Origin of the sequence: Bradyrhizobium genomosp. III (genome assembly GCF_000261705.1) — a bacterium.
In the GTDB taxonomy this organism is placed as follows: Bacteria; Pseudomonadota; Alphaproteobacteria; order Rhizobiales; family Xanthobacteraceae; genus Bradyrhizobium; species Bradyrhizobium ottawaense.
Window position 1 is genome coordinate 15,022 of sequence record NZ_AJQF01000045.1, and the last position, 20,101, is coordinate 35,122.

The 20,101-nt window shown below is 64.8% G+C and carries 20 protein-coding genes; 12 read left to right on the top strand and 8 right to left on the bottom strand.

Annotated features, from left to right (window positions below; all coding sequences use genetic code 11):
• Positions 1-126 precede the first annotated feature (126 nt).
• The gene (locus IC66_RS48945; RefSeq protein ID WP_256379429.1) at positions 127-249 is read right to left on the bottom strand and encodes a hypothetical protein; all 123 of its coding nucleotides are present in this window, start codon (positions 247-249) and stop codon (positions 127-129) included.
• Positions 250-452: 203 nt separating this feature from the next.
• Here IC66_RS48945 and IC66_RS0104260 point away from each other — a divergent pair, with 203 nt between their 5' ends.
• The 4 genes from IC66_RS0104260 to fabI are packed head-to-tail and all read left to right on the top strand — an operon-like array spanning position 453 to position 5,663.
• Complete coding sequence (locus tag IC66_RS0104260; protein WP_038946754.1) at positions 453-2,669, top strand: DUF3141 domain-containing protein; 2,217 nt, start codon at positions 453-455, stop codon at positions 2,667-2,669.
• Between the two features lie 29 nt (positions 2,670-2,698).
• Positions 2,699-3,658, top strand: a complete 960-nt coding sequence (locus IC66_RS0104265; protein ID WP_038946756.1) for a phosphate acetyltransferase — start codon at positions 2,699-2,701, stop codon at positions 3,656-3,658.
• Between the two features lie 5 nt (positions 3,659-3,663).
• Positions 3,664-4,878 (top strand): acetate/propionate family kinase, encoded by a 1,215-nt coding sequence (locus IC66_RS0104270; protein ID WP_038946757.1) that lies wholly within the window; start codon positions 3,664-3,666, stop codon positions 4,876-4,878.
• Entirely contained in the window at positions 4,875-5,663 is a 789-nt protein-coding gene (fabI, locus tag IC66_RS0104275; RefSeq protein WP_028144673.1) for an enoyl-ACP reductase FabI, read from the top strand. Before IC66_RS0104270 ends, fabI begins: the two co-directional genes overlap by 4 nt.
• A 13-nt stretch (positions 5,664-5,676) precedes the next feature.
• Here fabI and IC66_RS0104280 read toward each other — a convergent pair whose 3' ends face one another.
• Positions 5,677-6,327: a 3-oxoacid CoA-transferase subunit B gene (locus tag IC66_RS0104280; protein ID WP_038946758.1), complete on the bottom strand. Its 651-nt coding sequence runs from the start codon at positions 6,325-6,327 to the stop codon at positions 5,677-5,679.
• A gap of 3 nt (positions 6,328-6,330) precedes the next feature.
• Positions 6,331-6,978, bottom strand: coding sequence for a CoA transferase subunit A (locus tag IC66_RS0104285; protein WP_028144672.1), 648 nt, complete (start codon positions 6,976-6,978; stop codon positions 6,331-6,333).
• A 297-nt stretch (positions 6,979-7,275) separates the two neighbouring features.
• Between IC66_RS0104285 and IC66_RS0104290 the strand changes: the two genes are divergently transcribed.
• The 4 genes from IC66_RS0104290 to hflX all read left to right on the top strand — a co-directional run bounded on the left by IC66_RS0104290 (position 7,276) and on the right by hflX (position 12,996).
• The gene (locus IC66_RS0104290) at positions 7,276-9,672 is read left to right on the top strand and encodes a sensor histidine kinase (protein WP_028144671.1); all 2,397 of its coding nucleotides are present in this window, start codon (positions 7,276-7,278) and stop codon (positions 9,670-9,672) included.
• A 17-nt stretch (positions 9,673-9,689) separates the two neighbouring features.
• A complete protein-coding gene (gene ntrX / locus IC66_RS0104295; RefSeq protein WP_018320442.1) occupies positions 9,690-11,060 on the top strand; it encodes a nitrogen assimilation response regulator NtrX in 1,371 nt (456 codons plus the stop codon).
• A 293-nt stretch (positions 11,061-11,353) separates the two neighbouring features.
• Positions 11,354-11,602, top strand: coding sequence for an RNA chaperone Hfq (hfq, locus tag IC66_RS0104300; RefSeq protein ID WP_007591126.1), 249 nt, complete (start codon positions 11,354-11,356; stop codon positions 11,600-11,602).
• Between the two features lie 11 nt (positions 11,603-11,613).
• Positions 11,614-12,996 (top strand): GTPase HflX, encoded by a 1,383-nt coding sequence (gene hflX / locus IC66_RS0104305; protein ID WP_028144670.1) that lies wholly within the window; start codon positions 11,614-11,616, stop codon positions 12,994-12,996.
• A 19-nt stretch (positions 12,997-13,015) separates the two neighbouring features.
• On the opposite strand, the gene IC66_RS0104310 is transcribed toward hflX, so the two are convergent.
• Together IC66_RS0104310 and mazG are read right to left on the bottom strand one after the other, a co-directional pair.
• Positions 13,016-13,474 carry a GNAT family N-acetyltransferase gene (locus tag IC66_RS0104310; protein ID WP_038946759.1) on the bottom strand — a complete coding sequence of 153 codons (459 nt, stop codon included), beginning with the start codon at positions 13,472-13,474 and terminating at the stop codon, positions 13,016-13,018.
• Between the two features lie 13 nt (positions 13,475-13,487).
• Positions 13,488-14,306, bottom strand: a complete 819-nt coding sequence (gene mazG / locus IC66_RS0104315) for a nucleoside triphosphate pyrophosphohydrolase (RefSeq protein WP_038946760.1) — start codon at positions 14,304-14,306, stop codon at positions 13,488-13,490.
• A 126-nt stretch (positions 14,307-14,432) separates the two neighbouring features.
• On the opposite strand from mazG, the gene queC reads away from it, so the two are divergent.
• Positions 14,433-15,146: a 7-cyano-7-deazaguanine synthase QueC gene (queC, locus tag IC66_RS0104320; RefSeq protein ID WP_028144667.1), complete on the top strand. Its 714-nt coding sequence runs from the start codon at positions 14,433-14,435 to the stop codon at positions 15,144-15,146.
• Positions 15,147-15,353: 207 nt separating this feature from the next.
• Here queC and IC66_RS0104325 read toward each other — a convergent pair whose 3' ends face one another.
• Genes IC66_RS0104325 through nthA form a run of 3 tightly spaced genes read right to left on the bottom strand, consistent with a single transcriptional unit; the run spans position 15,354 to position 17,022 of the window.
• Positions 15,354-15,731: a nitrile hydratase accessory protein gene (locus IC66_RS0104325; protein ID WP_028144666.1), complete on the bottom strand. Its 378-nt coding sequence runs from the start codon at positions 15,729-15,731 to the stop codon at positions 15,354-15,356.
• Entirely contained in the window at positions 15,728-16,390 is a 663-nt protein-coding gene (gene nthB, locus IC66_RS0104330; protein WP_038946761.1) for a nitrile hydratase subunit beta, read from the bottom strand. The genes IC66_RS0104325 and nthB overlap by 4 nt, the downstream gene beginning before the upstream one ends.
• A complete protein-coding gene (gene nthA, locus IC66_RS0104335; RefSeq protein ID WP_028144664.1) occupies positions 16,387-17,022 on the bottom strand; it encodes a nitrile hydratase subunit alpha in 636 nt (211 codons plus the stop codon). The genes nthB and nthA overlap by 4 nt, the downstream gene beginning before the upstream one ends.
• A 122-nt stretch (positions 17,023-17,144) precedes the next feature.
• Between nthA and IC66_RS0104340 the strand changes: the two genes are divergently transcribed.
• The 3 genes from IC66_RS0104340 to IC66_RS0104350 all read left to right on the top strand — a co-directional run.
• A complete protein-coding gene (locus IC66_RS0104340; RefSeq protein WP_038946762.1) occupies positions 17,145-17,951 on the top strand; it encodes an enoyl-CoA hydratase/isomerase family protein in 807 nt (268 codons plus the stop codon).
• A 111-nt stretch (positions 17,952-18,062) separates the two neighbouring features.
• Positions 18,063-19,535 (top strand): DASS family sodium-coupled anion symporter, encoded by a 1,473-nt coding sequence (locus IC66_RS0104345; protein ID WP_038946763.1) that lies wholly within the window; start codon positions 18,063-18,065, stop codon positions 19,533-19,535.
• Positions 19,536-19,773: 238 nt separating this feature from the next.
• Positions 19,774-20,101: ATP-binding cassette domain-containing protein (locus tag IC66_RS0104350; protein WP_038946764.1), on the top strand; the 328-nt coding region annotated here is incomplete at its 3' end.

The window sequence follows — 20,101 nt, forward strand, 5'->3', positions numbered from 1 at the left end:
GATCGCGCTGGCCGTTTTGGCTGACGCGGTGAGCAGAAGTCGGAAGGGGGCCGAAATGTTCCGCGGTCACACATGTTCCGCGGTCACACAAGGGTGAGGCATTCAGCCGCCCGCGACGGCAATCCATCACCTGAACAGTCGTTCGGTCGACGGCACCAGGCGCGCTACGTCTGTCGTCGGCTCCTGCAGACCAGGACCGTTGACCAGCAGATCGGACGCCACGATCAGCAGCAGAACGGCAGAAACCATTATCGCGAGGAAGAACCTATCCATGCCGGGTCAAGCCGGAAGGGCCGGAAACAGTTCCCCGTCTGACATTATCGATCTACCTCTAGAAGGTTCTAAGGTTCTGGCGTCCGCTATGCCCGGAACCGCCGACCGTTGACCTATGTCAACGTCGCCGGTGGCATCTCTCCTTGACTGGCCTCGCACGACAACGAGGTCAGATTGCGATGGAAAATCTGAAGCTGCCTGCCGGTCCCATGTCGGGGTTGGTCACCTCCGCCGTGGAGTATCTGGTCGATGCCGGACAGCGGAGCGTGTTGTTTCTGGATATCATGCGACAGCGCGGCGACCAATATCGCGAGCACGTCGCGCAGACCGCACCGCATGTGCTGCAATATGCTGCCGAGTTGATTACGGACGGCCGCAAACTCGACGAGCCTGTCAACTACGCGCTCGTCCGCATCATCCCGCCCAAGAATGTCGCGATCGACATGAGGCGGCGGCCGTTCGTCGTCGTCGATCCGCGCGCCGGCCATGGTCCCGGCATCGGCGGCTTCAAGGCGGACAGCGAAATCGGTGTCGCGATGAAGGCGGGACATCCCTGCTACTTCATCGGGTTTCTGCCCGAACCCATGCCCGGCCAGACGATCGAGCGCATTGCGCGAGCCGAAGCGAAGTTTCTTGAAACTGTCATCAGCCGTCACCCGGACGCCGACGGCAAGCCTTGCGTCATCGGCAATTGTCAGGCCGGCTGGGCGATCATGATCCTGGCGTCGCTACGGCCGGAGCTGTTCGGACCGCTGATCATCGCCGGCGCGCCGCTCGCTTATTGGGCGGGCGTCCATGGCAAATATCCGATGCGCTATTCCGGCGGCCTCTTGGGCGGAAGCTGGCTGACGGCGCTGACGAGCGATCTCGGTGCCGGCAAGTTCGACGGCGCCTGGCTGGTGCAGAATTTCGAGAACCAGAACCCCTCGAACACGCTCTGGACCAAGCAATACAACGTCTATTCCAAAGTCGACACCGAGGCCGATCGTTATCTGGACTTCGAGCGATGGTGGGGCGGTCACGTCAACCTCAATGCCGAAGAGATCCAGTTCATCGTCGACGAACTGTTCATCGGCAACAACCTCGCCGCCGGCCGGATCGAAATGTCGGACGGGGAGAAGGTCGACCTGCGCAATATCCGCTCGCCGATCGTGGTGTTCTGCTCCAAGGGCGACAACGTCACCCCGCCGCAGCAGGCGCTGGACTGGATCCTCGACTGCTACGCCGACGTCGATGAGATCAGGGCATATGGCCAGACCATCGTTTACACCATTCACGAAAGCATCGGTCATCTCGGGATCTTCGTGTCCGGCGGCGTCGCCAACAAGGAGCATGCCGAATTCTCCAGCAACATCGACCTGATCGACGTGCTCCCGCCCGGGCTCTACGAGGCGACGTTCGAGGCGAGGGGCAGCGAGACGCTCAACGCCGACCTTGCAACGGGACAATGGGTAATGCGTTGCGAGGCCCGAACGCTCGGCGACATCCGGGCCATGGGCGGCAATTCCCCCGAGGACGAGCGGCGGTTCGCCACCGCCAAGCGCATCTCGGAGCTCAATCTTGCAGCCTATCAGAAATTCGTGCAGCCCTGGATCAAGAAGATGGTGACGCCAGAGGCGGCCAACTGGGCGCGCGGCATGCATCCGCTGCGAATGCAATATGAGGCTTTCAGCAGTCAGAATCCATGGATGTCCATGGTGAAGGCGGCGGCCGATCGCGCCGAAGAGAAGCGCAGGCCGGTATCGCAGGACAATCCGTTCCTGGCCTTCCAGGAGCAGGTGTCGAAGCAGATTGTGCATGCGCTCGATAGCTGGCGCGATGCCCAGGAGGCGTTAAGCGAGACCCTCTTCCTCAACGTCTATGGCTCACCTGCGCTCCAGGCCGCGGTCGGCATCGACCCCAACGCCGTGCCGACACGGCGCCGCGAGATGTCGGACGAGCATCGCGCCATGCTCGAAAGCAGGATTGCGGAGTTGAGGGCGAAGATTGGTGACGGCGGCCTGCGGGAGGCTGCTATCCGCGCGCTGCTCTATGTCGGCTCCGCGCGCGGCATGGTGGACGAGCGCAGCATCGAGGCGCTGCGCCAGGTCAGGCGCGACCATGCCGGCTCCCGGATGACCCTGTCCGAATTCAAGATGCTGGTACGCGAGCAGTTCTTCATGCTGCTGCTCGACCGCGAGGGCGCGGTGGCGGCCATTCCAAGGTTGTTGCCCGAGGACATGAACCGGCGGCGCGCGGCCTTCGCGGCGATGCGCGAGGTGCTCTCGGCAAGCGCGGACATCACCGGCGAGCGCGCCAATCGCCTGAGGCGAGTCGCCGAGTTGTTTGGCCTGGACGGAGAGGGCGAGATGACGTCGAACGTCGCGCCATTCGATCCCCAGGCAAGAGCGTCGTAGCGCGGTTTGGCGAAAGCGGGAGTGACCTCATGTCGGCCGATATGACGCACGAGACCGGCGGCAAGTACGACCGGCTGATCGCGGCGGCGAGGGCTGCGCCCCCGACATCGACCGTCGTCGTGCACCCCTGCGACGAGACTTCGCTGCGCGGGGCGATCGACAGCGCCGGCGCGGGGATCATCCGGCCGATCCTGGTCGGGCCGGAAGGGAAGATCAGGGACACCGCCGCGAGGTTCGATCTGGACATATCAAGCTTCGAGATCGTGCATGCCGCCCACAGTGACGACGCCGCGGCCAAGGGCGTCGAGCTCATCCAGGCCGCCAGAGGCGAGCTGTTGATGAAGGGCAGCCTTCACACCGACGAGTTGATGCGCGCGGTCACGGCAAAGACCGGCGGCCTGCGCACGGATCGGCGCATCAGCCATGTCTTTGTCATGGATGTCCCGACCTATGCCGAGACGATTTTCGTCACCGACGCCGCGATCAACATCTTTCCCGATCTCGATGCCAAGCGCGACATCATCCAGAACGCGATCGATCTCTACAATCAGGCCGGGTTTGGCCGAACGCCGCGCGTGGCGATCCTGTCGGCGGTCGAGACCGTGACGTCAAAAATTCCCTCGACCATCGAAGCCGCCGCCCTCTGCAAGATGGCCGATCGCGGCCAGATCACCGGTGGCGTGCTCGACGGTCCCCTGGCGTTCGACAACGCCATCGACCCGGAAGCGGCACGCATCAAGGGCATCGAGTCCGAGGTCGCCGGTCGTGCACAGATCCTGGTCGTTCCAGATCTGGAGTCCGGCAACATGCTGGCCAAGAATCTCGCCTATTTCGCCAAAGCGGATGGTGCCGGCATTGTCCTTGGCGCGCGGGTACCCGTCGTCCTAACGTCGCGCGCCGATACGCCGCGTGCGCGCATGGCCTCCTGTGCTGTGGCGGCGCTCTACGCGCGCGCCCGGCGCCAGAAGGCGCCGTCAGTGGCCGCGTGATCGCCATGGACACGATCCTGGTCGTCAATGCCGGCTCTTCGAGCGTCAAGTTTCAGGTCTATTCGGCATTGGGCGACGGTGCGCTCCGGCGTCAGATCAAGGGACAAATGGACGGCATCGGCAGCCGCCCGCGCCTGCGCGCCAGCGCTGCGAGCGGCGATGCGCTGGCCGATCGCGCCTATTCGGTTGAAGTTGTGCCCGATGTGCCCGCCGCCATGTCGGTTGCCGGCAACTGGCTGCGCGACGAGCTTCGGATTACGCCGATCGCGGTCGGTCATCGCGTCGTTCATGGCGGGCCGGACCATGTCCGCCCGGTCCTGATCGACCACGGCGTCGTCTCCCGCCTCGAACGCCTTGTCGACTTGGCGCCGCTGCATCAGCCGCACAATCTCGCGCCGATCCGCTCGCTGCTCGCGAATTTCCCTGGGCTGCCGCAGGTGGCGTGCTTCGACACGGCATTTCACCGCACGCATGATCTCGTCGCCGATCACTACGCGATTCCGCGGCAGCTCTATGCCGAGGGTGTGCGGCGCTACGGCTTTCACGGGCTCTCCTACGAATACATCGCCCGCGCGCTGCCCGGCGTGGCGCCCAAGATCGCCAAGGGGCGGGTCATCGTTGCCCATCTCGGCAGCGGCGCCTCGATGTGCGCGATCAAGGAGGGGCGCAGCGTCGAGAGCACCATGGGCTTCACGGCGCTCGACGGGCTGCCGATGGGAACGCGTCCAGGGCAGATCGATCCCGGGGTCATCCTCTATCTCATCGCCGAGAAGGGCATGCCGGCCGCGAAGGTGCAGGACTTCCTCTATCGGGACTGCGGTCTGAAGGGGCTTTCCGGCGTCAGCAACGACATGCGCGAGCTGGAAGCTAGCACGGACCCGCGTGCGCGGCTCGCAATCGACCATTTCGTCTACCGGATCGGCCTCAACGCGGGCATGCTGGCTGCCGCCTTGCAGGGCCTGGATGCCTTCGTCTTCACTGCCGGCATCGGGGAGAACTCGGCATCGATCCGCGCACGTATCGCCGAGCAGCTCGGTTGGTTCGGCGTCCGCCTCGATGCCGGTGAGAACGCCCACCATGCGCCCCTGATCTCGGCAGCCGACAGCCGCGTCCCCGTCTACGTCATTCCGACCGACGAGGAGCTGATGATCGCACAGCATACGCTATCGCTATTGATGGACGGTCAGTTGATCAACACGAGACCTAAGAGGGTGTCATGATCCCAGTATTTCCGGACAGCAAGGTCGCCCTGAAGGGAAAGAAGGGACTGATCGTCGGCATCGCCAACGACCAGTCGATCGCCTGGGGATGCGCGCGCGCGTTTCGTGCGCTCGGTGCTGATCTCGCGGTGACCTATCTGAACGACCGCGCCAAGAAGCATGTCCAGCCGCTGGCGCAGGCGGTGGAAGCGCCGATCTTCATGCCGCTGGACGTGATGGCCGAAGGGCAGACCGAGGCGGTGTTCGAGCGCATCGCGTCGGAATGGGGGCAGCTCGATTTCATGCTTCATTCCATAGCCTTCTCGCCGAAGGAAGCGCTGCACGGCCGTGTCGTCGACGTCGGCCGTGACGGCTTCCTCAAGACCATGGACGTCTCGTGCTGGTCGTTCTTGCGGATGGCTCATCTCGCCGAGCCGCTGATGAAGAACGGCGGCACGCTTTTCACCATGACCTATTACGGCAGCCAGATGGTGGTGGAGAATTACAACGTGATGGGTGTCGCGAAAGCCGCGCTGGAAGCCTCGGTCCGCTATATCGCCGCGGAGCTCGGCCCGAAGGGCATCCGCGTGCACGCGATCTCGCCGGGTCCGCTAGCCACCCGCGCGGCTTCGGGGATTCCCGAGTTCGATGAGCTCATGGACAAGGCGCAGTCGAAGGCGCCGGCGCGCAGTCTCGTCAGCATCGACGATGTCGGGAATGCCACCGCGTTCCTCGCGCTCGACGGCGCCAAGCTGATCACGGGCGGCGTGCTCTACATCGACGGCGGCTATCACATCATCGATTGAGGCCGCCGACGGATCAGACGTTCATTTCCGGGACGTTGTCGGGAACAGCCAGCTCGGCTTCCGTGAGCGCCATGACGTCGCCGACACTGACCCCGGGCGCGGTCTCCAGCAGCGTCGCCTTGCCGCCGGAGAAGCCGATCACGGCCAAGTCCGTGACGACGAGATCGACCGACCGCGCCGAGGTCAGGGGCAGGGTGCATTTGGCGACGATCTTCGACTTGCCCTTGGCCGCGTGCTGCATGGCGACGATCACCCGCCTGGCACCGCTGACGAGGTCCATCGCCCCGCCCATGCCGGGCACCATCTTGCCGGGGATCATCCAGTTGGCGAGGCGGCCCTGCGCGTCGACTTGGAGGCCGCCGAGCACGGTGACGTCGACATGGCCGCCGCGGATCAGCCCGAACGACATCGCGCTGTCGAATGTGCTGGCTCCCGGCAGCGCGCTGATCGGGCGTCCGCCGGCGTCCGTCAGGAGCGGATGCGCCATTCCCGGCTCGGGAATGGGCCCGGTGCCGATCAGGCCGTTCTCCGATTGAAAGAAAACCTTGAGATCGGAGGGCACGTAGTTCGCAACCAGCGTCGGGATGCCGATGCCGAGGTTGACGAGGTTGCCCTCGCGGAGCTCCCTGGCGACGCGGCGGGCGATAATGATCTGCGGGTCCATGGGTCACCCGTTCATAACGAGGTAATCGACGAGCGGCGCCGGCGTCATGACATGGTCGGGCGCGATCACGCCGACTGGTACGATATGCTCGGCTGTCACGATCACCGTATCGGCCGCCATCGCCATGATCGGGTTGAAATTGCGTGCGGTCAGCGCATAAGCGAGATTGCCGAGATGGTCGGCGAGAAACGCGTGGAGCAGCGCGTATTGCGCCGTCAACGCCGTCTCCAGCAGGAACGGCTTGCCCTCGATCTCGATCTCTCGCTTGCCTTCGGCGACAACGGTGCCGACGCCGGTCGGCGTCAGGACGCCGCCCAGGCCGCAACCACCGGCCCGGATGCGCTCGACGAGGGTGCCTTGCGGCACGAGATCGACCTCGATCTGGTTCGCCAGCATCTGCTGCTGGGCCTTGGGATTGAGCCCGATATGCGTCGCGGTCAGACGCGATACGAGCGATGCGTCAAACAACTTGCCGACGCCTTTACCCGGTAGTGCGGCATCGTTGCAGATCACCGACAATCCGGTCTTCTGCTGCCGGACCAGTTCATCGAGCAAGCGCTCCGGTGTTCCAATGCCCATGAAGCCGCCGACCATCACGCTGGCGCCAGCGGGAATCATCGCAACGGCTTCTTCAACGGCCACAGCCTTCATGGGCGGAACTCCGGTCGGGCAATGAGCCACATTGGCGCGAGCGGCCACCGCGCACCCTTGATCTGCGTCAAGGCTCACCCTCGTTCGCGAATGACGATGCCGGTGCCTTTGTCCAATTCCGTCCAGAGACGGTACGGTTGCTGACCGATCAGATCACGACACGCACCCCAGAGCTGTGGATGCGCCGGTCCGCCGCGGTGGGGGCGCCGCGGAATTGTCGCAATTCGGCAACAATGTGGTACGAATACATCAGTATCCGCCCATCGCGGACCCGTTTTCAGCACCACCATTGCCGGAATGACCAGCGCAGACACCTCGGCCGCACACTTTGACACGGCCCCAGCGGAAGAGCCCCGGCGTTGGTCGGCGCGGCGCTGGCTGGCGCCCTTTGCCGTGGCGCTGGCGCTGCTCTCGGCCTTCCTGACCTTCCTGGTTCTGACCGGCCTGACCACGATCGAGCCGACGCCGGCGGTGGTCCGCTCGATCTACCTGATCAACGCGGCCACGATCCTGCTGCTGGTCGGAATCATCGTCCGCGAGCTCTGGCAGCTGATCCTGGCGCGGCGGCGGGGCAGGGCGGCGGCGCGGCTCCATGTCCAGATCGTCAGCCTGTTCTCGATCGTGGCGGTGCTGCCGGCGGTGCTGGTCGCCGTCGTCGCCAACGTCACCATCGAACGCGGCCTCGACCGGCTGTTCTCCGGCCCGACCAAGGAGGTGATCCAGAATTCGCTGACGATCGCGCGGGCCTATATGCAGGACCATGCGCAGCTGATCCGCGGCGACATTCTCGGCATGGCCAACGATATCGCGCATGCCCGGCCGCTCTATGACCAGGATCGCCGCTCGTTCCGGGAGATGCTGAGCGCCAGCGCCAGTTCCCGCAACCTGCCGGGCGCGATGATCATCGACAAGAACACCAACATCCTGGAATCCGCCGACACCGGCATGCGGCTCGCCTATTCGCCGCCCGCGTCCGACTTCCTCAGCAACGTCAACGAGTCCGAGCCCGAGATCGCGGTCCTTCCCGATGCGAGCTTCGTGGCCGCCGTGATCCGGCTGCGCGCCTTCAGCGACACCTTCCTCTATGTCGCCCGTCCGCTTGATCCGAATGTCGTCAATCAGCTCAAGCAGACCGAGGTCAGCGTCGCCGAATACGCCCAGATCGAGTCGCGCAGGCTCGGAATCCAGGTTGCCTTCGCGCTCATGTTCGCCGTGATCGCGCTGACCATCCTGATGGCCTCGGTGCTGATCGGCCTGAACTTCGCCAATTCACTGGTCTCGCCGATCCGGCGGCTGATGAACGCGGCCCACACGGTCTCGACCGGCGACCTCCATGTCCAGGTGCCGGTGCACCAGTCGGAAGGCGATCTCGCCCAGCTAGGCGAGACCTTCAACAAGATGACGCAGGAATTGCGCAGCCAGCGCGACGAGCTCGTCAACGCCAGCGACCTGATCGACAGCCGCCGCCGCTTCATCGAAGCGGTGCTGTCCTCCGCAAGCGCCGGCATCATCGGCGTCGACACCTCCGGCAGCGTCGGCATTTTGAACCGCTCGGCCGAGAAGCTGATCGGGCACGCCGAATCGGAAACGCTTGGTCATCCGCTCTCCGACGTGCTGCCCGAGCTGGACGAGATGATGAAGGCGGCGCGGGAAGGGAGCCAGCGTCTAGTGCAGGGCCAGATCACGATCACCCGCGACGGCACCGAGCGCAATCTCTCGGTCCGCGTCAGCGCCGAGAAGAACCAGCCGCATGACAGCTACATCATCACGCTCGACGACATCACCGAGCTGGTCTCGGCGCAGCGCACCTCGGCCTGGGGCGACGTGGCGCGGCGCATCGCGCATGAGATCAAGAACCCGCTGACGCCGATCCAGCTTTCGGCCGAGCGCATTCGCCGCAAGTTCGGCAAGGGCATCACAGAGGCCAAGGACAAGCAGATTTTCGAGCAGTGCACCGACACCATCGTGCGCCAGGTTGACGATATCCGCCGCATGGTCGACGAGTTCTCGCGCTTTGCACGGATGCCGAAACCGGTGATGGAGGGCGAGGACGTCGCCGACGCCGTGCGGCAGGCCGTGTTCCTGATGAAGGTCGCCCATCCCGAGATCGATATCGAGGCCGAATTCAAAGAGGATCCGCTCCGCGCCCAGTTCGACCGGCGGCTGATCTCGCAGGCGGTCACCAACATCGTCAAGAACGCCACCGAAGCGATCGAGCAGGTCCCGCCGGAGGAGCTCGGCAAAGGTCATATCGACGTCGTGGTGTCGCGTCAGGGCGAGGACGTGCTGATCGACGTCATCGACAACGGTATCGGCCTGCCCAAGGTCGCGCGCTCGCGGCTGCTCGAGCCCTATGTCACGACGCGCGCCAAGGGCACCGGCCTTGGCCTTGCGATCGTCGGCCGCGTGCTGGAAGACCATGGCGGACGCATCGAGCTGAAAGATGCTTCCGACTTCCGCGAGGGCCAGCGCGGTGCCTGGATGCGGATGCGCTTTGCGATCTCCGGGCAACCCGCGAAGTCCGAGGGAGCCGAGCAGGCCCCGGCGGCCGCGGTCAAGGAAGCAACCGGCGAGCAGGCCGGCGCTCCTGTCAAGGACCCGGCGCAGGAAACAAAAGAGCTGGCGGCCGAAACCAAAGAGGCCGCTGAAAAGACCAATGATTCAACGAAAATCGAAGCCTCGACAGGCATCTGACAAGACAGGCGCGACCCATGGCAAGTGAAATTCTGATTGTCGATGATGAGGCCGATATTCGAGATCTCGTCGCAGGCATTCTCGAGGACGAGGGTTTTGTCACGCGGACTGCGCGCGACAGCGACTCTGCACTGGCTGAAATCGCCAACCGGCGGCCGCATCTGGTGTTCCTCGACATCTGGCTGCAGGGCTCCAAGCTCGACGGCTTGCAGCTGCTGGAGCAGGTCAAGAAGGACAATGCCGACCTGCCGGTCGTGATGATCTCCGGCCACGGTAACATCGAGACCGCGGTGGCCGCGATCAAGCGCGGCGCCTACGACTTCATCGAGAAGCCGTTCAAGGCCGACCGGCTGATCCTGGTCGCGACCAGGGCGCTGGAGAACTCGCGGCTCAAGCGCGAGGTCAAGGAGCTGAAGCAGCTGGCGCCGAGCGCAAGCCAGCTCGTCGGCCGCTCGCCGAGCATGAACCAGTTGCGCCAGACCATCGAGCGCGCGGCCAAGGCCAACAGCCGCATCCTGATCGTCGGTCCCGCCGGCGCCGGCAAGGAATTGACGGCACGCACGCTGCATACGGCCTCGGGCCGCGCCGACGGTCCCTTCGTCGTCATCAACGCCGCCGCGATCACGCCCGAGCGCATGGAGCACGAGCTGTTCGGCGTCGAGCAGTCCAACGGCGAACAGGCGCGCAAGCCCGGCGCGCTCGAGGAAGCCCATGGCGGCACGCTGTTCATCGACGAGATCGCGGACATGCCGCGCGAGACCCAGAACAAGATCCTGCGGGTGCTGGTGGAGCAATCGTTTCAGCGCGTCGGCGGCACCGCCAAGGTGCAGGTCGATGTGCGCATCATCTCCTCGACCGCGCGCAATCTCGAAGAGGAGATCGCGGCCGGCCACTTCCGCGAGGACCTCTATCATCGGCTCTCGGTGGTGCCGATCCGCGTGCCTGCGCTCTCCGAGCGGCGCGAGGACATCCCGGAATTGATCGACTATTTCATGGAGCAGATCTCGGCCGGTAGCGGCCTGCCCAAGCGGCAGATCGGGCAGGACGCGATGGCGGTGCTGCAATCGCATGTCTGGCCGGGCAATGTGCGCCAGCTCCGCAACAACGTTGAAAGAGTCATGATTCTGGCCGCCGGTGGACCGGAGGTCATCATCACGGCCGACATGTTGCCGCAGGACGTCGGCTCCATGGTGCCGGCGATGCCGACCAGCAACAATGGCGAGCACATCATGGGCCTGCCGCTGCGCGAGGCGCGCGAAGTGTTCGAGCGCGACTATTTGATTGCACAGATCAGCCGTTTTTCAGGAAATATTTCTCGCACAGCCGAGTTCGTTGGCATGGAACGGTCGGCGCTGCATCGAAAGTTGAAAGCGCTCGGTGTCGGCTAGCGCGTTTTTGTGCAAGGAAAACGCCGTCGAAACAAGATTCTAACGCCGCGACGTTGCGGCGACACCTTTGACGAAAACGAGGAAATTCCATCGATTTCCGTAGTTTTTCGGGGCAATACCGCGCCAGCTGCCGCGTGAAGCGGCTTGCCTAATAGGTCCACCTGTCCTCTAATTGCACAGCTGTTCCTTCCGAGGGGGATCTCATGAGGAACGGCAACCGGGAGAGGCTCCGACCTTCACAAAGAGGGCCGCAACCGGCGCAATAAAAAGAAACTCAAAGCGAGAAAAAAACAATGGCGGCAGACCGCGCACAAAACCTACAGGACACCTTCCTTAATCACGTTCGCAAAACCAAGACGCCACTGACGATCTTTCTGGTCAACGGAGTGAAGCTCCAGGGCATCGTGACCTGGTTCGACAATTTCTGTTTACTGCTTCGGCGCGACGGTCATTCGCAGCTCGTTTACAAGCATGCGATCTCGACCATCATGCCGGGTGCGCCGATCCAGTTGTTCGAAGGCGGCGAGGATCAGCCGGCTTGAGAGTGATCTGATTGGAACCCCGGAATTTCGACGGGGATGCCGACCGTCCACGGTCGGCAGGGGCTAAGCAGACGGGGCGGGTGCTTGTCATCGGCCCCTATTTGCGGGTGCGCGCAGGCGGTGCCGACGCGCAATCGGAGACTCATATCCAGCGCAACGCCGAGGCCCGGCTCGATGAAGCCGCCGGCCTCGCGCGTGCGATCGATCTCGTCATAGCCGACGCCATCATCGCGCCGATCAGCCAGATCCGTCCCGCGACCTATATCGGCAAGGGCAAGGTCGAGGAGATCGCCGCACTCGCCAAGAGCCTCGATGTCGAGCTCGTGGTGATGGATTGCGCGCTGGCGCCGATCCAGCAGCGCAATCTTGAGAAGGAATTGCACGCCAAGGTGCTCGACCGCACCGGGCTGATCCTGGAAATCTTCGGCCGCCGCGCCAAGACCAAGGAAGGCTCGCTCCAGGTCGAGCTCGCGCATCTCAACTACCAGCGCTCGCGCCTGGTGCGATCATGGACCCATCTGGAGCGCCAGCGCGGCGGCTTCGGCTTCATGGGCGGTCCCGGCGAGACGCAGATCGAAGCGGACCGACGCCTGATCCAGGAGCGCATCTCCAAGCTCGAAGGCGAGCTGAAGAAGGTGCAGGCGACGCGGCGGCTGCATCGTGCCGGCCGCCAGCGCGTGCCGTATCGTGTCGTGGCGCTGGTCGGCTACACCAATGCCGGCAAGTCGACGCTGTTCAACCGCCTGACGCGTGCCGACGTGCAGGCTGCCGACATGCTGTTCGCCACGCTCGACCCGACGCTGCGCGCCCTCAACCTGCCACATGGCGGCAAGGCGATGCTGTCGGACACCGTCGGCTTCATCTCCAACCTTCCGACGCAGCTCGTCGCCGCCTTCCGCGCCACGCTGGAAGAGGTGCTCGAAGCCGACGTCATCCTGCATGTGCGCGACATATCCCATGAAGATGCCGAGGCCCAGCAGAGCGACGTCGACGCCGTGCTGCGCCAGCTCGGCATCAACCCCGATGATTCCGGCCGCATCATCGAAGTCTGGAACAAGATCGACCGCTACGATTCCGAGCAGCGCGAAGAGCTGTTGAACATCGCCGCGCGCAGGCCGGAGGACCATCCCGCGATGCTGGTCTCGGCCGTGTCAGGCGAGGGGGTCGACGCCCTGCTTGCCGCGATCGAGGAGCGGTTAGCGGCCAAGCGCACCACGCTCGACCTCTCCATCGACGCCGCCGACGGCGCCGGCATCAGCTGGCTGCACCGCAATGCCGAGGTGCTGGCCAAGGAGCTGCACGACGGCCGCTTCGACATGACCGTACGGGTCGACGAGACCAAGCGGGATATCGTGGTGAACAGGTTCGACGCAGTGCCACGCCTCTCGGCCTAGGCGCTGCTGCCTGAGAAGATCACCTCGACAGATCGAGGCTCATGAACTGGTTGTGCAGGCTCGCCTGATAGTCGGCGAACGGCGCGCAGGGCACGAAGCCGACACTGCGGTAGAGCGAGATCGCGGGGCCGTGCAGCGGCGCAGTGCCGGTCTCCAGGTTGAGACGCGCATAACCGCGCTTGCGGGCTTCGGCAACGATGTGGTCCAGAATAGCTCGCCCGACCCCGGTTCGCCGCGCAGTGGGCGCGGCCCGCATCGACTTCACTTCGCCATGCGTCTCATCCAGCTGCTTCAGGGCACCGAAGCCAGCTAGCACTCCGTCTTGCCAAGCAGTCCAGAACGTCACCGACGAGGCCGACAGGCCGCTCGCGTCGAGCGCCTGCGCGTGCTCGCCCATGACGCTGCGGAGTTCTTCGAGGTGATGTGCCAACAAGTCGGCGACATGCGGTGCCTTCGGATCGTCCTGCCTGATGTCCACTGCGTGCCCCGTATCAAGTGGCGGTCTTCGCCGCATTCCACAGCGCGTCCATCTCCGCCAGCGACGCCTGCTCCAGCGTGCGGCCCTGCGCCTCCAGCGACCGTTCGATGTAGGCAAAGCGCCGCTCGAATTTTGCGTTGGTCGCACGCAATGCGGCCTCCGGATCGGCATCGACGTGGCGGGCGAGGTTGACGAGGGCGAACATCAGGTCACCGGTCTCTTCCGCAATCTCCTGCTTGTCGTTGCGGTCGAGCGCGGCCTCGATCTCGTCGGCTTCCTCGCGGATCTTTTGCAGCACCGCGCGCGGGTCGTTCCAGTCGAAGCCGACGGTGGAGGCCTTGCGCTGCAGCTCCATGGCGCGGGTCAGTGCGGGCTGGCCGGCCTTGACGCCTGACAGCAGCGATTTGTGCGCAGGCATGTCCTCCGGCGCCCGGCGCGCGGCGCGCTCGGCTTTTTCCTCCGCCTTGATGCGGTCCCAGACTTCCTTGACATGGGAGGAGGCGAGATTGCCGTCCTTGTCGGCGAAGACGTGGGGATGGCGCCGGATCATTTTTCGCGTGATCGCCTCGACGACATCTCCGAAAGCAAAGGCGTTCTGCTCCGAAGCCATCTGGGCGTGGAAGACCACCTGGAGCAGGAGGTCGCCGAGTTCCTCACGGAGATCGTCGAGATCGCCGCGGCTGATGGCCTCGACCACCTCATAGGCCTCCTCGATCGTGTAGGGCGCGATCGTCGCAAAATCCTGCTCGAGGTCCCAGGGGCAGCCGGTCACCGGCGTGCGCAGCGCCGCCATGATCTCGATCAGGCGGGAAATGTCGCGGGAAGGGGTCATTGCGGGGCGCTCTCCTGGCTCCAAAACCTTATGCCAAAAGCGGCCCGCCGTTCCCAGCGTCGCGGCGCGGAACGGGCCGATTTCCACCGATTGGCGGGCCGCGTCCGCAGTGCTAAAGCGCGGACCATGAGCGACGCAATTTCATCACAAACCGCGCTGGTGCTGTTTTCCGGCGGCCAGGACTCCACCACCTGCCTCGCCTGGGCGCTCAGCCGCTTTGCACGCGTGGAGACGCTGGGGTTCGACTACGGCCAGCGCCATGCCATCGAGCTCGATTGCCGCGACCGGCTGTTCGACGGCATCAAGGGCTTGCGCGCCGATTGGGCCGCAAAACTCGGCGAGAGCCATACGCTGTCGATTCCGACGCTGGCGGCAGTGTCCGAGACGGCGCTGACGCGCGATGTCGCGATCGCGATGGGCGCCGACGGCCTCCCCAACACCTTCGTACCCGGCCGCAACCTGGTGTTTTTGACCTTCGCCGCGGCGCTGGCCTATCGGCGCGGCATCACCCATATCGTCGGCGGCATGTGCGAGACCGACTATTCCGGCTATCCCGATTGCCGCGACGACACCATCCGCGCCATGCAGGCCGCGCTCTCGCTCGGCATGGCCAGACCATTCGAGCTGCACACGCCCTTGATGTGGATCGACAAGGCCGCGACGTGGCAGCTGGCGCAGGATCTCGGCGGCGAGGGGCTGGTCGACCTCATCCGCGAGCATTCCCATACCTGCTATCTCGGCGAACGCGGCGCGCAGCACGAGTGGGGCTATGGCTGCGGCGAGTGCCCGGCGTGCAGCCTGCGGGCGAAGGGGTGGCGGGAGTTTGTGGCGGGGAGGTAGATTCGTTGCACTGCTCTCGTGCCCCGGATGCAGCGCAGCGCTCCCGCGGCGATGCGAAGCATCGTCCGGCAGCGGTGCGCTGCAGAGCCGGGGCCCATGCTTCCGCAAGGTATCGTGTCGCCGTCTGGGTCCCGGCTCTGCGCCGCAACGCTTGCGCGTTGCAGCTTGTCCGGGACACGAGCGTCGCAACGCCGAACTTCGCGCCAGCTAACCAAAATCCTCCGGCCTGAGCTCGATCGGCTTGCCGTGCGGGGTGCGATCGGCCGCATGGTCCCAGGCGTCGCGGTAGCGGTGCAGGGTTTCCGTCGAGGCGACGCCCTTGCGCGCAACCAGACCCTCCAGCGTGGCGAGCCAGTGCAGATAATAGGTCTCGCCCGTATCGGGATCGCCGGCCGCCTGCGCGCGCTTGATCTCGGAGGCCAGGCTTGCTGCCCATTCCGGCCAGGTGAAGACGCCGCGCTCGTGCAGCGTCAATGCCATCGCGAACGCGTGCGCCTCCCACGGCGCGCGGAACACCGGGCCGTCGTCATCGCGGGGAATGCTGGGTATGGCCGCGGTGGCTGCGGCAGCAGCGGTACCGCTCATCGCGCCGGGTCCAGATAGGGCTCGAACGCGTCGATCGAGACTTTCAGGGTGGGATCACCATCCTCGCCCCAGAGATCACGGCCTTCGAACACCACCGTGTAAAGCCACTGCGGGTTCTCGCCGAGCTCCATCGCCGCTGAATCCGGAAACACGTGGCAGCCGTGGTTCAATTCGACCACGCCGACATGGCCGCGCACATAGCGCGGCAGCCGCGTATGCGTGGCCGGATGGATGTTCCTGGCGCGCACGCGATCGCCGATCTTGAACTTGGCGGGCGCGGGGGCAGGGCGGGCGAACTTGCCGCGCACCATGGTGCGCTCGACGCCTTCGACCTTCAGCTTGCCGTGCTTGAGGGCCTTGGCAGGCTGCATCGCGTGGCCGGCGGCGACTTCCTCGCGGGTGAGGTAGCCCTTCTCGATCAGCATCTCCTCGAGCCCGAGAAACCATTTCTTGTAATAGGAGCTCGACAGATACACGTGCGGCGGGATCATCTCGCGATAGAAGCGCGAGGTGTCGATGTTAAAGGCGCCGGCCGCGCCCATTGCACGCACCATCGCCAGCACGCGGGATTCCCATTCCGCATGGAACACCGGCTCGTTGGGCTCGGGTTCGACCTTGCCGAACCCGTCCATGCCGCCCATGTCGTGCACGCCGTTCATGACGGCGCTCCGGGCTGTCGCGGGAAGCCGGTGCCGATCATGGAATCGCGCGTGACGAGCTCGGCGAGCTGTTCCTCGCTCCAGCCCTCGGTACCTTCGGGGCGCATCGGCAGCACCAGAAAGCGCGTTTCGGCGGTGGAATCCCACACCCGGATCTCGATGTCCTTCGGCAGGGTGACGTCGAAGTCGGCGAGCACGCCGCGCGGATCCTTCACGGCGCGGGAGCGATAGGGCGCCGCCTTGTACCAGACCGGCGGCAGCCCCAGCATTTCCCAGGGGTAGCAGGAGCACAGCGTGCACACGACCATGTTGTGGCGCGCAGGCGTGTTCTCGACCACGACGAGATGGTCGCCGACGCGGCTGACATGGCCGAGCGTGCCGATCGCCTTGGAGCCATCCTCGAGCAGCGCCTTTTTGAACGCCGGATCGGTCCAGGCCTTGGCGACGACGCGTGCGCCGTTGTGCGGGCCGATCTTGGTCTCATAGGCCTGGATGATGGCGTCGAGCGCGGCGGGCTCGACATAGCCTTTTTCGGTCAGGATCGTCTCGAGCGCGCGCACGCGCAGCTCGGTCTCCGACAGCTCGGAATGGTCGTGATCGTGGTGGTGGTGATGGTCGTGATCATGGCTCATGGCGGCGAAGATTAAGCGCAATGGCCCAGGCCTGTCGAGTATGCGCTGCGGCGCAACCGGGTCCCATATTCGTGAGGCCGGATGTAGGCTAGCATCGCCGCAAAGCAGATGGGGAGACGTTGGTGACGGACTACGTGAAGATCGAAAAGGGCCTCGGACCCGAGGGACGGATTGCGGTGGTGCGTTTCGATCGGGGCGACGGCATCAACGCCCTGTCACCCGAGGCAATGCGGCAGCTGACCGCGGCGGCGCGCAGCTTCGAGGACGATGCCGCGACGTCGGTCGTCGTATTGACCGGCAGCTCGGGCGCGTTCAGCGCCGGCTTCGACCTCAAGGACGCCGAAGGGCGCTCGCGCAAGGAGATGGACCTCGGCACGCTGCGGCGGCACCTCAAGCTCGGACCGCGCCTAACGCACGCCTGGCAAGCGATGGAGCAGATCACGATCGCGGCGATCGAGGGTTTTTGTGTCGGCGGCGGCGTGGCCCTCGCCGTCGCGCTCGACTTCCGCATCATGGGCCGCGATGCACATCTGCGCGTGCCCGAAATCGGCCTCGGCATGAACATGAGCTGGCAGAGCATCCCGCGCATGCTGCACCTGATGGGGCCGGCCCGCACCAAGCAGGCGGTGATCCTGGCTGATGAGCGCATCTCAGCGGATGAGGCCCATCAATGGCGACTGGTGGAGCAGGTGGTCGATCCCGGCCATGCCTTCGATGCCGCCATGGATCTTGCGCGCAAGGTCGCCGCGCAGCCACCGCTCTCGGTCGCGATGACCAAGCTGACCGTCAACCGGCTCGCGCATGCGCTGGACGATCTCGCCAGCCACATGGACGTCGACCAGTTCGCGCTCGCCAGCCTCAGCGAGGATCACAAGGAGGGCGTCGAGGCGTTCCTGGGCCGCCGCAAGCCACGCTTCAAGGGGCGATAGATTGATGCCAGGCCATTGATCGCACAACCGGCAGTTCGTATACGCGGCGCAGGGACAAGAGCAGGCTCGCCCACGGGCCGCACAGGCGACGACGATCGAGGGGGAGGGCCCATGACTGCTAGCTCGCAGGCGCCAGAGGCGAAAGGGTTTCGCTGGAAACTGGTCGCGCCGCTCGTGGTGTGGCTGGTGATCTATCTGTGGCCGGTGCCTGCAGGGCTCAACGTCAATCAGTGGCACTATTTCGCCGTGTTCGCGGCCGTCATCACCGGGCTCATCCTGGAATCGATGCCGGTCGGCGCGGTCGGCTTCATCGGCCTCACGGTCGCGGGCGTTGCCGGCTATATCGATCCCGATCCCGGCAAGTCGCTGCGCTGGATGCTGGCGGGCTTTGCCGAGAGCACGGTCTGGCTCATCGTCGGCGCCTTCGTGTTCTCGATCGGCTATCGCAAGAGCCAGCTCGGCCGGCGCATTGCATTGGTGCTGGTGCAGCGCCTTGGCCGCAACACGCTCGGCCTTGGCTATGCCGTGGCGATGTCCGACTTCCTGCTCGCGCCGGCGACGCCGTCGAACACCGCGCGCAGCGGCGGCATCGTCTATCCCATCATCAGCAACATCCCGCGCATCTATGGCTCAGAGCCGGGGCCGACCGCCGGCAGGATCGGCACCTATGTGATGTGGACGGCCTTCGCCGCGACCGCCGTCACGAGCTCGCTGTTCTTCACCGCGCTTGCGCCCAACGCGGCGGCGCTGGCGATCGCCAAGAAGACCGCCGGGGTCGAGGTCAGCTGGGGCCAGTGGTTTCTCGGCTTCGCGCCGCTCGGCATCCTGCTGATGGTCCTCGTGCCGCTGCTCAGCTATTTGGTCTGCCGGCCCGAGGTGAAGCGCAGCCCGGAAATCACCGAATGGGCGGCGAAGGAACTCGCCGGGATGGGCCCGATGTCGCGCAACGAGTGGATCATGCTCGGCCTGATCGTGCTCGCGATGTTCCTGTGGATCGCGGGCTCCAGCCCGGACATCCACGTGCCCGTGCTCGGCTCGAACTTCGTCAATGCCACCACCGTGGTGTTCATCGTGATCTCCCTGATGCTGGTGACCGGTGTGATCGAGTTTGCCGACATCGTCAGCGAGAAGAGCGCCTGGGAGGTGTTCTTCTATTTCACCTCGCTGCTGACGCTGGCCTCCGGCCTCAACGAGATCGGCTTCATCAAATGGTTCGCGACCGAATACGCAAAGCCGCTCGCCGGGCTATCGCCGTCGACCGCGATGCTGCTGCTGGTCGCGCTGTTCTTCTGGATCCACTATTTCTTCTCGAGCATCACCTCGCATGCCGCCGCCGTGCTGCCCGTCGTGCTCGCGGTCGGATCGGGCATTCCCGGTCTGCCGGTCACGACCCTCGCCATGCTCTGCATGTACTCGCTCGGCCTGATGGGCGTGATCTCGCCTTACGCGACAGGACCGGCGCCGATGTATTTCGGCAGCGGCTATATCGGAAAGGGCCAGTTCTGGGGTTTTGGCCTGCTCTTCGGGCTGCTCTATTTCGCAGGTCTTCTGCTGATCGTGCTGCCCTGGTTGCAGATGGGATGAGCCCGGGCGGGAGACTGATACCCTCTGCGAAGGAATATTCTTCTCCGGAGAGGGATTGGGGAATCTTCGTCCATCTCCTCGCAAATATCTGAAATTGCAAGAAAGACTGGAAAAGGCGATGGTGCGTGCTGCGGTGCAGCGCGTTTCCCCCAGAGGCGTGTGCTGCTGTTCCATCTCCAGTCGCTGATGCGACCCGGCTTTCGTTCGCCTTTTCGGGTGGGCGAGAGAACTATTGTGCATGAAGGCCGTCTCCATGAACGCTCACCAATCGCTCGCCGTCGGACAGCCGATTGCGCCGCCTGAAGCGATTTCACCTGCCGCAGCCGAGCCGGACGCGATGGTTCGCTTCGCCGGCATCTCGAAAACCTATCCGGCCTATCGCGGCAAGCCCGGCGTCAACGCGCTGCAAGATATCGATTTCGCAATCCCGCGCGGTTCCATCACCGGCGTGATCGGCCGCTCCGGCGCCGGCAAGTCGAGCCTGGTCCGGCTCATCAACGGGCTGGAGAAGCCGACCACGGGACGGGTCGTCGTCGACGGCAGCGACATCTCGGCGCTGGCGGGGG